The sequence below is a fragment of the Luteimonas yanweni genome (genome assembly GCF_039548475.1).
GTDB lineage: Bacteria > Pseudomonadota > Gammaproteobacteria > Xanthomonadales > Xanthomonadaceae > Luteimonas.
This window is the reverse complement of sequence record NZ_JBCLVC010000015.1, coordinates 94,864-106,107: the sequence shown is the minus strand read 5'-3', so window position 1 is coordinate 106,107 and position 11,244 is coordinate 94,864. Positions and strand designations below refer to the sequence as shown.

10 protein-coding genes are annotated in these 11,244 nt (G+C 69.8%); 4 read left to right on the top strand and 6 right to left on the bottom strand.

The genetic code is table 11. The features are described 5' to 3' along the window. Positions 1-61 precede the first annotated feature (61 nt). The 4 genes from WCE39_RS12880 (at position 62) to WCE39_RS12865 (ending at position 3,127) form a co-directional block, all read left to right on the top strand. Entirely contained in the window at positions 62-892 is an 831-nt protein-coding gene (locus WCE39_RS12880; protein ID WP_449284047.1) for a pseudouridine synthase, read from the top strand. 31 nt (positions 893-923) lie between these two features. Next, positions 924-1,343, top strand: coding sequence for an alternative ribosome rescue aminoacyl-tRNA hydrolase ArfB (gene arfB, locus WCE39_RS12875; RefSeq protein ID WP_343277081.1), 420 nt, complete (start codon positions 924-926; stop codon positions 1,341-1,343). Between the two features lie 13 nt (positions 1,344-1,356). Further along, a complete protein-coding gene (locus tag WCE39_RS12870) occupies positions 1,357-1,962 on the top strand; it encodes a lysophospholipid acyltransferase family protein (RefSeq protein ID WP_343277080.1) in 606 nt (201 codons plus the stop codon). 205 nt (positions 1,963-2,167) lie between these two features. Beyond that, positions 2,168-3,127 (top strand): isoaspartyl peptidase/L-asparaginase family protein, encoded by a 960-nt coding sequence (locus tag WCE39_RS12865; RefSeq protein ID WP_343277086.1) that lies wholly within the window; start codon positions 2,168-2,170, stop codon positions 3,125-3,127. Positions 3,128-3,201: 74 nt separating this feature from the next. On the opposite strand, the gene WCE39_RS12860 is transcribed toward WCE39_RS12865, so the two are convergent. The 6 genes from WCE39_RS12860 to WCE39_RS12835 form a co-directional block, all read right to left on the bottom strand. After that, positions 3,202-4,587: a M28 family metallopeptidase gene (locus tag WCE39_RS12860; RefSeq protein WP_343277079.1), complete on the bottom strand. Its 1,386-nt coding sequence runs from the start codon at positions 4,585-4,587 to the stop codon at positions 3,202-3,204. A gap of 41 nt (positions 4,588-4,628) precedes the next feature. Next, positions 4,629-6,161 (bottom strand): efflux transporter outer membrane subunit, encoded by a 1,533-nt coding sequence (locus WCE39_RS12855; protein WP_343277078.1) that lies wholly within the window; start codon positions 6,159-6,161, stop codon positions 4,629-4,631. After that, positions 6,154-6,312, bottom strand: a complete 159-nt coding sequence (locus WCE39_RS12850; protein WP_343277077.1) for a hypothetical protein — start codon at positions 6,310-6,312, stop codon at positions 6,154-6,156. Before WCE39_RS12850 ends, WCE39_RS12855 begins: the two co-directional genes overlap by 8 nt. Further along, a complete protein-coding gene (locus WCE39_RS12845; protein ID WP_343277076.1) occupies positions 6,305-9,493 on the bottom strand; it encodes an efflux RND transporter permease subunit in 3,189 nt (1,062 codons plus the stop codon). Before WCE39_RS12845 ends, WCE39_RS12850 begins: the two co-directional genes overlap by 8 nt. Before the next feature lie 90 nt (positions 9,494-9,583). Beyond that, complete coding sequence (locus WCE39_RS12840) at positions 9,584-10,801, bottom strand: efflux RND transporter periplasmic adaptor subunit (RefSeq protein WP_343277075.1); 1,218 nt, start codon at positions 10,799-10,801, stop codon at positions 9,584-9,586. Positions 10,802-10,858: 57 nt separating this feature from the next. Then, complete coding sequence (locus WCE39_RS12835) at positions 10,859-11,128, bottom strand: hypothetical protein (protein ID WP_343277074.1); 270 nt, start codon at positions 11,126-11,128, stop codon at positions 10,859-10,861. Between the last annotated feature and the right edge of the window lie 116 nt (positions 11,129-11,244).

Genomic DNA, 11,244 nt, shown 5'->3' with positions numbered 1-11,244 from the left:
CCCCTGTGGGAGCGGCTATAGCCGCGATGGGAGAGCAATCGCGGCTATAGCCGCTCCCACAATCGAGGCCCCTCCCCCAAACGCAGGTGATCCCACAGCTGCGGCTGATTCCATAGCTGCCGGTGATCCCACAACTGCAGGTCTCGCCTCAGCATCTCCCCCCACGGCCCTTGCCGTCATCCATCAGGAAGACACCTTCGCGGTGGTCGATAAGCCCGCCGGGCTGATGGTCCACGACAGCAGGCTCGCGCGCGGCGAGAACGACTTCGCTGCCGATCGCCTGCGTGCGCAGTTCGGCAGGCCGATCTTCCTCGTCCATCGCCTGGACCGCGCCACCAGCGGCTGCCTGCTGCTGGCCTTCGATCGCGAAACCGCATCCGCACTCGGCAAGTCGCTGATGGCCGGCGAGGTCGACAAGGCCTATCTGGCGGTCTGCCGCGGCTGGCCCGCGGACGCGGCGTTCACCGTCGACCATCCGCTGGACGGCGGCCCCGGAAAGCCGCTGAAAAAGCCGGCCGTAACCCGCTTCGAGCGCCTCGCTGACGCGGAACTGCCGATCCCCTCCGCCGGCTTCGAGACCTCGCGCTACGCGCTGCTGCGCGCAAGGCCGCAGACAGGCCGCTTCCGCCAGATCCGTCGCCACCTCAAACACCTCTCGCACCATCTGATCGGGGACACCAGCCACGGCGACGGCCGCCACAACCGCAGCTTCCGCATGCTCGGCATCCACCGCATGCTGCTGCACGCGGAGCAGCTGTCGTTCCCGCATCCTGGGGATCCGACGCGGCGCGTGCACGTGGCCGCGCCGCCTGACGCGGAGTTCGCACGCGCGCTGGCATTCTTCGCGCAATCGCCGGATGTCGAGCCGGCTGCCGAAGCGGGACCGCGCTGACCGTCGCGCCGGCCATCCATTCCGGACGCCCATGACATCCACGCCATCCGCCATAGAGATCCCGGACGCCGAAATCATCGAGCGCTTCGTGCGCGCTTCGGGTCCCGGCGGACAGAACGTCAACAAGGTCGCGACCGCGGTCGAGCTGCGCTTCGACGTCGCCAACTCGCCATCACTGCCCGAAGCGGTGCGCGAGCGCCTGCTCGCAAAGCGCGATCGCCGGCTGACCGACGACGGCGTGCTGGTGCTCAACGCCCAGCGTTTCCGCACCCAGGACCGCAACCGCCAGGATGCGCGCGAGCGGCTGGCGGCGTTCATCGAATCGGGCCGCGCGGCGCCGAAGAAGCGCGTGGCCACCAAGCCAAGCCGCGCCGCCAAGGCCAGGCGCCTGGATGCCAAGCGCGAGCGCAGTACGATCAAGCGTGGGCGCACCGTGCGTGACTGGGACTGATCGGGTAGTGCACATGCGGGGACCAGGCGAGGACATTCTTCCGGCACTGCCGCCCAACGTGCCGCGACTGCGGCCGAACCGGTTCGCGCGCTGGTTCGGTCGCAGCATCCTGCGCCTGGGTGGTTGGAGCGTGGTCGGCGAGTTTCCAGACGTGCCGCGCGTGGTGCTGATCGCCGCCCCGCACTCGTCCAACTGGGACGGCATCTGGGGCTTCGCCGTGAAGCTGGGCCTGGGCCTGGACATCAGGATCCTCGGCAAGCGCGAGCTGTTCTGGTGGCCACTGTCGCGGCTGCTGCATGCGCTGGGCGTAATCGCGGTCGATCGTGGCCGCTCGGCGGGCGTGGTGGAGCAGGTGGCGGCGATGATCCGCGGGCGCGAACGCATGTGGTTCGGTCTGGCGCCCGAGGGCACGCGCAAGCCGGTCGAGCACTGGAGAAGCGGCTTCCTCAAGATCGCCCGTGCCGCTGACGTGCCGGTGCTGCCGGTGTATTTCCACTACCCGGACAGGATCATCGGCATCGGCCCGCTGTTCCATCCGGGCGAGGACGCGGCCGAGGACATGCGCCGCATCCGCGAGTGGTACCGGCCGTGGCAAGGGCGCAACCGCGGCACGGTCTGATGTGGCGCCGCTGCCAGTCGCAGCATTGGACAGCGCCGATTCCAGGAGAAGGCAGATGAAACGACATCGACGATCAGGTGCCATTGCTGCAGTTCTGGCCGGTCTGGCGCTGTTGGCGGAAGTGTCCGCCGCGGTGGCAGGCGAGGCCGGGCCGGGGGGCAGCCACGGGCAGGAAGCTGCCCGCAATGTGGCGCCCGCAAAGTCCATGCTCGCGATCCATGGCGGCGCTGGCGTCGTGCGCGCGGGCCTTTCGGCAGAAGAACAGTCCGCCGCGCGTGCCGGGCTCGAACGCGCACTTCTGGCCGGTCATGCGCAACTCAAGTCCGGCGCATCGGCGCTCGACGCCGTGACCGCCGCGATCACCGTTCTCGAGGACGACCCTGCGTTCAACGCCGCGCGCGGCGCGGTGTTCACGCACGACGGGCGCAACGAACTCGACGCCTCGATCATGGATGGCCGCGACCGCAGCGCCGGCGCCGTGGCCGGCGTGCGGCGGGTGCGCAACCCCATCCTGCTGGCGCGCGCAGTGATGGAAGATTCGCCGCACGTGATGCTGGTCGGAAGCGGCGCGGAAATCTTTGCCCAAGCGCAGGACATCGAGATGGTCGATCCGGGCTACTTCCGCACGGAACGGCGCTGGGAGCAGTTGCAACGCGCGCTGCGGAAGGAAGCCGAGGACGGGGCGGAAGCAGGCGCGGGCCTGGAGTCGGCGCGTGACGGCCTGAAATATTTCGGCACCGTCGGTGCCGTGGCCCTGGATGCCGGGGGACACCTCGCCGCGGGCACCTCCACCGGCGGCATGACCAACAAGCGCTGGGGCCGCGTGGGCGACGCGCCGATCATCGGCGCCGGCACCTGGGCCGACGCGCGCTGTGCGGTGTCGGGCACGGGCTGGGGCGAGTTCTACATCCGGACGGCCGCGGCGCACGAGATCTGCGCGCGCGTGCACCATCGCGGCGATCGCATCGCGACGGCCGCCGATGCGGTGATCAACGGCGAGGTCGTGCGCGCGGGTGGCGACGGCGGCGCGATCGCCATCGACGCCGCCGGCAACGTCGCCTTCCCCTTCAATACCGAAGGCATGTATCGCGGCTGGATCGGTGCCGACGGCGCGCCGCACGTGGCGGTGTTCGCTGACGAGGTGCTACCGCTGCCCGGTGAGTGAGCAGGTCCACGTGCGGCCAGGCATCCCCGGACACCGCGGCGCCCGCAAGGACCGGCGATCGGGCATCGCGGCGGTCAGGGCATCCCATAGCCGCCGAAACTGCCGGCGGCACCCGGGAACACCACCGGGCTCTCGGCGCCGTCCTTCGCGACCGCGGATACGCCGAAGAACCAGTTGTCGATCACCACGTTCTCAAGCGTGTGTTCGTCGACGTCGCCGACGTACACGCTGTGCGTCCACTGCGGCTCGGTGGTCAGCCGCCAGTGGATCCGGTAGCCGGCCAGGCCGGGCGCTTGGGCCGCGGGCGCGCGCATCCACTTCAGCGTGGTGTCGGCGCTGACCGCGCCCTCGATCGACACGTCCGCGGGTGGCGGCGGCGCGGACGCCATGCCCGCCAGGCTCACGGCGTTGAGCGCGGTGAGGCGCGCGGCGTAGTCGAAGTCCACGCCCTCGATCACGTCGCCGTAGGCGATGCCGTCTTCCGTGCGCAGGTCCTGGTGCTGGCGGTTGTAGTTCTCGTTGGTCTCCATCACCCGCACCGCCGGATAGCCCAGGTCGTTGAACGGACGGTGGTGCCCGCCGCGACCGAAGCGGTCCAGGCGGTAGACCACCATCACGTCGAGCCCCGGCACGTAGAGGTCGGCCATGCGGTCGATGTAGCGGGCCAGGTTGCGCGATGGCGAATCGACCTCGCCGCCGGTGAAGCGGCGCTGCCTTGCCTCGTCCGGCGTTTCGGTCACGCGCGTGCCTTCGGCGAACACGCGCGCGGTGCCGTTGTCGATCACGCCGTTGATCCCGGCGATGTTTCCGATCATGTCGTTGTTGAGCACGGCTTCGATGCGCCAGCCGTCATCACGCGCCTTTTCGGCAACGATCTTGCCGCCGAACAGGCCCTGTTCTTCGCCTGAGAGCGCGGCATAGACGATGCTGCCGTGGAAGCGGTGCTTCGACAGGACCCGCGCGGCTTCCAGCGTGCCGGCGACGCCGGAGGCGTTGTCGTTGGCACCCGGCGAGTCGGAGGTGGCATCCATCACGTCGGACACGCGCGAATCGATGTCGCCGCTCATGATCACGTAGCGGCCGGGGTCGCTGGTGCCGCGCTGGACCGCAAGCACGCTGACCACTTCGGTGGCTTCGGGGATGCGGTCTTCACCGGAGACGGTGCCGGCGACATCGATCACTTCAAGGCATCCGCCGCACTCCGCCGAGATGCGCTCGAACTCCGCGTGGATCCAGCGCCTTGCCGCGCCGATGCCGCGGGTGTCGGACGCGGTCTCCGACAAGGTATGGCGGGTGCCGAACGACACAAGCTTGCGGATGTCGGCTTCGATGCGCGCGGCTGAGGGCGCGGTGCCGATGCCGTGCAGCAGCGCCTGGGTGGCCGGTGGCGCGGTGGGCGTACCGGCGGCGGCCGGCGCGACCAGGCAGGCGGACAGGATGGCGAGGGACAGCTGGCGCATGGGCGGGTTCCGGCGTTGGGCATTCCCGCAACCGTACGCCATCAGCGTGGCTCCGGCACCGGGTCCATCGCCAGCGCAAGCGGGTGCGGCCAACCGCCGGCCAGCGCGCGATACAGGGCTACCGCAGCGGTGGCGCTGCGCGTGCGCGCGGCCGCGAAGGCGTCCTCGGCCTGCAGGCGGGTGCGTTCGGCATCGAGCACCTCGAGCAGGCCGATGGCACCGGCGTCGAAGCGGATGCGGGCGAGCTCGGCGGCGCGCGCGCTGTTGCGCGCGGCGCGTTCCAGATGCGCATCCTCGGCCCGCGCGCGGTCCAGGCGCACCAGCGCGTTCTCCGTGTCTTCGAGGGCCAGCAGGACCGCCTGCTGGTAGCGCGCGAGCTCGCCGGCGGCATCGGCGTCGGCGGCGGCGATGCGCGTACGCACGCGACCCACGTCGAGGAACGACCAGTCGATGCCAAGCGCCACGAAGCGCGTGCCGCTGTCGCGTTCGAACAGCGCGCCCACGTCCGCTGCCTGGCTGCCAAGCAGGCCGCCCAGGGTGAAGCGCGGGAACAGCTCGGCGGTGGCGACGCCGATGCGTGCGGTCGCCGCGTGCAGGCGGGCTTCGGCCGCGGCCACGTCGGGGCGGCTGCGCAGCAGCTCGCCGGGCGTGCCCGGATCGATCACTGCCGGCAGTGCGGGCAGGGGTGCGGCTTCGCCAAGCACCTCCACCAGCGCATCGGGCGTGCGCCCGGTCAGCACGCCCAGGCGATGGATGGAAGAGGCCACCTGCGCCTCGAGGGCGGGAATGCGGGCCCGGGTCGTTTCAAGCTGGGCGTCCGCGCGCGCGGTGTCGAACTCGCTGTCGCGACCGGCGTCGAAGCGCGCCTGCACCAGTTTGAACGTATCGCGCTGGTTGCCGGCGTTGCCACGGGCCACGCGCAGCCGCTCCTGCGCGCCGCGCAGGTCGAGATAGGCGTGGGTCGTCTCGCCCGCTATCGCCACCTGCACGGCCTGCATGTCGGCGTAACTGGCGAGTGCGTCCGCGCGCCCGGCCTCGATGCTGCGGCGGATGCGTCCGAACAGATCGATTTCCCAGGCCGCGGCGATGCCGGCCCTGTAGCTGTCGGCGTCGCGCCCGGATCGCAGCTGGCCGGGTTCCTGCGTGGCGCTGGCGCGCGACGTGGCGGCTTCGGCATCGGCGGTCACCGTGGGCAGGTGGTCCAGCCTTGCGCCGCGCAGCAGCGCGTTGGCGCGGTCGTAGCGGGCGAAGGCGATGCGCAGGTCGTGGTTGGCGGACAGCGCGTCTTCGACGAGCTGCACCAGCAGCGGGTCGCCGAAATCACGCCAGAAGCGATCGTCCGCGGTGGATGCCGGTGCCGGTGCCGGGGCCGGTGCTTGTGCATGTGCCGGGGCTGCCGCACCCGCATCCGGCGTGGCCGTGATCGCGCTGCCCGCGGCAACAGCGCCGTGGAATGCCTCGGGCGTCGGCAGCTGTGGCCGCACGTAGTCGGGCCCGACACTGCAGGCGGCCAGCGCGAGCGCGAGGAGGGTGGAAGCAAACGCCGGCCGCCCGGCGGTGCGGAAGTCAGTCATCGTCGTTCTCCATGGGGTCGGCGATCCGCGGCGTGGCATGGTCCGCGGCGGTGGGCGCCGCCGGCGGCGGGCCGGCCCGGCTGTCGTTGTCGTTGTCGAAGATGCGGCGGATGTCCTCGAGCGAAGGAATCGCCAGGCTGCGCTCAGGCACGGGTCACCTCCGCGTCCACGTCGCGGGCCGAAGCGGCCTGCGTGCCGGTGCGCGAGACGAGCTTGCGCAGGGCGACGTAGAACACCGGCGTCAGGAACAGTCCGAACACGGTCACGCCGACCATGCCCGCAAACACGGTGATCCCGGTGGCCGAGCGCACCTCCGCGCCGGCGCCCGACGACAACACCAGCGGGATGGTGCCGGCGATGAAGGCGATCGAGGTCATGACGATCGGGCGCAGGCGCAGGCGGCTGGCTTCCAGCGCGGCCTCTACGATGTCCTTGCCCTGCATCTCGAGCTCGCGCGCGAACTCCACGATCAGGATCGCGTTCTTGCACGCCAGGCCCATCAGCACCACCAGCCCGACCTGCACGAAGATGTTGTTGTCGCCGCCGGTCAGCCAGACGCCCAGCAGGGCCGACAGCATGCACATCGGCACGATCAGGATCACCGCCAGCGGCAGGGTCCAGCTTTCGTACAGCGCCGCCAGCACCAGGAAGGCCAGCAGGATCGCCACCGGGAACACCACCATCGCGGCATTGCCCTGGGTGGCCTGCTGGTAGCTCAGGTCGGTCCATTCGATGGCCATGCCGTTGGGCAGGATCCCGGCCGCCAGTTCGGTGACCCTGGCCATGCCCTCGGCGGACGACATCACCTTCGGATCGATCCCGCCGGCGAGGTCTGCGGCCGGATAGCCGTTGTAGCGCAGCACCGGGTCCGGGCCATAGGTCTGGCTGACGTTGACCATCGAACCGATCGGCACCATCTCGCCGCGGTCGTTGCGGGTGCGCAGCCTGGCGATGTCCTCCACGCTGTCGCGGAACGGCGCGTCGGCCTGGGCGATCACCTGCCAGGTCCGGCCGAAACGGTTGAAGTCGTTGACGTAGGCCGAGCCCAGGTAGGTCTGCAGGGTGTCGAACAGTCCGGTCAACGGCATGCCCTGCGCCTTTGCCTTGACCCGGTCCACTTCGGCGTCGAGCTGCGGCACGTTGGCCTGGTAGGTGGTGTTGGCGAAGCCCATGCCCGGTGCCTGCATCAGCGCGCCCTGCATGGCCGCAGTGGCGTCCTGCAGCGCGCCGTAGCCGAGGTTGGCGCGGTCCTCGATGAAGAGCTGGTAGCCGGCGCCGTTGCCCAGGCCGAGGATCGGGGGCGGCATCACCGAGAAGCTGAGTCCTTCATCCAGGCCGGCGATTCTTTCGTTGATTTCGGCATTGATCTCGAGCGCGGTGCGCTCCCGGTCCGCGAACGGATCCAGGGTCAGGAACACCACGCCGGTGTTGGGCGTATTGGTGAACTGCACGGCGTTGAGGCCGGGGAACGCGATCGTGTGCGCCACGCCCTCGGTGTCCATCGCGATCTCGCCGACCTTGCGCAGCAGTTCGTCGGTGCGCGGGATCGACGCGCCCTCGGGCAGTTTCACGCCGGCCACCAGGTACTGCTTGTCCTGCACCGGGATGAAGCCGGCGGGCACGCCCTGGAACATCAGCCCGGTGGCCAGGAGCAGCACTGCGTAGACCGCGAACACCATGCCCCTGCGGCCAAGCGTCCGCGACACCGTGGCCTGGTACTTCTCCGAGCTGGCGCCGAAGAAGCGGTTGAAGGGACGGAACACCCTGTTCTGGAGCGGCCACCCGACCAGGCGGTCGATGGGCCGCGTGGGCGCATCCTTGGGCGCGCCGTGCGGCTTCAGCAGCCGCGCGGCCAGCGCCGGCGACAGGGTCAGCGAGTTGATCGCCGAGATCACCGTCGAGATCGCGATGGTGACCGCGAACTGCCGGTAGAACTGGCCGGTCACGCCCGACAGGAACGCCATCGGCACGAACACCGCACACAGCACCAGCGCGATGGCGATGATCGGTCCGGAGACCTCGCGCATGGCCTGGTGCGCGGCTTCCAGCGGCGTCAGGCCTTCCTCGATGTTGCGCTCGACGTTCTCCACCACCACGATCGCGTCGTCGACCACGATGCCGATCGACAGCACCAGCCCGAACAGGGTGAGCGTGTTGATCGAGAAGCCGAGCAGGTACAGCGCGGCGAAGGTACCGACGATCGACACCGGAACCGCCAGCAACGGGATGATCGACGCCCGCCAGGTCTGCAGGAACAGGATCACCACCAGCACCACCAGCAGCACCGCTTCAAGCAGGGTGGTGACCACGGACTTGATCGAATCGCGGACGAAGACCGTGGTGTCGTAGACGGCTTCGTACTCGACGCCCTCGGGAAAGCGCTGCGAGACCTCGTCCATGGTCGCGATAACGGAGTCGCGGATTTCCAGCGCGTTTGCGCCGGGCGCCTGGAAGATGCCGATGCCGACCGCGTTGTTGCCGTCGAGCTGTGCGCGCAATGTGTAGTCGCCCGCGCCCAGCTCGATGCGCGCGACGTCGGACAGTCGCACGATCTCGCCGTCAGCTCCGGCCTTGAGCACGATGTCGCCGAACTCCTGTTCTGTCTCCAGCCGTCCGCGGGCGTTGATCAGGGTGAGGAAGTCGCTGTCGGGCATGGGCTCGGCGCCGATCTGGCCGGCGGATACCTGTACGTTCTGCTCGCGCATCGCCTGCAGAACGTCGCTCGCGGTCAGGCCGCGTGATGCGATCCGGTCGGGATCGAGCCAGGCGCGCATCGCGTAGTCGCCGCCGCCGAAGACCTGGGCGTCGCCGATGCCGGGCAGGCGCGCCAGCGCATCCTTGACGTGCAGGCGCGCGTAGTTGCGCAGGTACAGGGTGTCGTACCTGCCCTCGGGCGAGGTCAGGTGCACCACCATCAGGAACACCGGCGACTGCTTCTGCGTGGTCACGCCCTGCCGTCGGACATCTTCGGGAAGCCGCGCCAGCGCCTGGCTGACGCGGTTCTGCACGCGCACCGTGGCGTCGTCGGGATCGGTGCCCGGCTTGAAGGTGACCGTCATCTGCAGCACGCCGTCGGAGCCGGCGACGGACTTGAGATACATCATGTCCTCGACGCCGTTGATCGCCTCTTCAAGCGGCGTGGAGACGGTCTCGGCGATCACCTTGGGGTTGGCGCCGGGATACACCGTGCGCACCACCACCGACGGCGGCACGACTTCGGGGTATTCGCCGATCGGGAGCAACGGGATCGAGATCAGGCCGGCGGCGAAGATCACGATCGACAGCACCGCGGCGAAGATCGGGCGGTCGATGAAGAACCTGGAGAAGTCCATGGGGCGTCCTTCGCGGCGGTGGCCACGTGGGTCGGGGCCCCGCGCGTGGCGGGGCGGTGGCGAAAGGTGCCGGCATTGCCGGCGGGGAGGTCAATGCGTTGGCGTTGGCGTGGGCGGTACGGCGGCGACGGCGTCGCCCGTGTCCGCAGGCGTCATCGCAACCGCGGTCGGGGCCACGGGCATGCCGGGGAAGAAGACCCGCTGCACGCCGTTCACGATCACCTGGTCGCCGGGCTCCAGTCCGGACCGCACCACGCGCAGGCCATCAGCCATGCGGCCAAGCTCGATGTCGCGGCGCTCGGCCGTGTTGCCGTCGCCCAGCACGTAGACGTACTTGCGGTCCTGGTCGGTGAGTACGGCCTTGTCGTCGACCAGCAGGGCGTCGAATTCACCGCTGCCCCGCAGCTGTACGCGGGCGAACAGGCCCGGCGTGAACACGCGGTCGGGATTCGGCAGCACGGCGCGCGCACGCACGGTGCCGGTGCTGCTGTCGACCTGGTTGTCGATGAAATCGACGACGCCCGCGTGCGGGTAGCCGGCTTCATCGCTCAGGCCGATGCGCACCGGATTGGTGGTGGCGTCGCGCTCGCCGCTGCGGGCCAGCGCCTGGTAGCGCAGGAAGGCGCGCTCGTCGGCCTCGAAGTGGACGTGCACCGGGTCCTGCGACACCACGGTGGTGAGCAGGGTCGCATCGGCCTGGGCCAGGTTGCCGGTGGTGACCAGGGCGCGGCCGGCGCGGCCGGCGACCGGTGCGCGCACCTCGGTGAACTGCAGGTCCAGGCGCGCCGCGGCCACCGCGGCTTCAGCGGCGTGCACTCCGGCCTGGCCCTCGGCGGTCGCGGCGCGCCGGGTCTCGAACTCTTCGCGCGAGATCGCGCGCGCTTCGATCAGCGACTTCGCGCGCTCGTGTTGGCTGCGCGCGTGGCCGGCTTCGGCGCGGGCCCGCTCGAGCTGGGCCAGCGCCTGGTCGAGTGCGGCGCGGTAGGGACGCTGGTCGATCACGAACAGCAGGTCGCCCTTGGCGACTTCGCTGCCTTCTTCGTAGGCGACGCGCTGCACGTAACCGCTGACGCGCGGCCGGAGCTCGACCGACTCGATCGCCGCGACGCGGCCGCTGAACTCGTCCCACTGGTGCATGGGCGTGGGCACGACGGTGGCGACGCCGACTTCGGGCGCCTGCGGGGCTTCGGGATTGGCGGCGGCGTCGCTGCTGCAGCCCGGAGTGGCCAGCACGATCGCCACGGCCAGGCCGATCGCGACCAGGGACAGGCGGATGCCGGAATGGATGAGGAGCTTGCGGGTGTTCATGGCGGGAGGTTTCCTTTGATGCGGTGCTGGCGGCGGTACCAGCGGCGTTCGGGACGATCAGGCGGCGCAGGATTGTCCCGTTTGAGGGATTTGCTCTCCCGCATCCGGGACGCCGGCGTAGCGGTCGGCCATCGCCATCACCGCGTCTGCCGTCGACAGGGACATCGAAAATGCCGGGAACGAAAGTGCCATCACGATGCCCCAGGTGAGCCCCGCGCTGGCTTCAAACCATTGATTTGCAAGCAGAGATGCCAAGGCCATCAGGTCGAGTGCGATCAACGTGGCGAGCGCGTTGCGGAGCAGGCTGCGGCGTGTCGTGCGGGACATGGGGATCGGCCATCAGGAGGGTGACGGCTACGATAGGCGCCGAAGCGGCACTTGATTAGCCGGCAAATCGGGGAATAATTGTCCCTCAGTCGGTCCAATCGAACGGTCAGCCCCCG

Bases quoted from the DNA above. Each gene is read 5' to 3' on its own strand.
- WCE39_RS12865 (WP_343277086.1), top strand. From the start codon at position 2,168: ATGCTCGCGATCCATGGCGGCGCTGGCGTCGTGCGCGCGGGCCTTTCG.
- WCE39_RS12840 (WP_343277075.1), bottom strand. From the start codon at position 10,801: ATGAACACCCGCAAGCTCCTCATCCATTCCGGCATCCGCCTGTCCCTG.
- WCE39_RS12835 (WP_343277074.1), bottom strand. From the start codon at position 11,128: ATGTCCCGCACGACACGCCGCAGCCTGCTCCGCAACGCGCTCGCCACG.
- WCE39_RS12855 (WP_343277078.1), bottom strand. From the start codon at position 6,161: ATGACTGACTTCCGCACCGCCGGGCGGCCGGCGTTTGCTTCCACCCTC.
- WCE39_RS12845 (WP_343277076.1), bottom strand. From the start codon at position 9,493: ATGGACTTCTCCAGGTTCTTCATCGACCGCCCGATCTTCGCCGCGGTG.
- arfB (WP_343277081.1), top strand. From the start codon at position 924: ATGACATCCACGCCATCCGCCATAGAGATCCCGGACGCCGAAATCATC.
- WCE39_RS12860 (WP_343277079.1), bottom strand. From the start codon at position 4,587: ATGCGCCAGCTGTCCCTCGCCATCCTGTCCGCCTGCCTGGTCGCGCCG.
- WCE39_RS12870 (WP_343277080.1), top strand. From the start codon at position 1,357: ATGCGGGGACCAGGCGAGGACATTCTTCCGGCACTGCCGCCCAACGTG.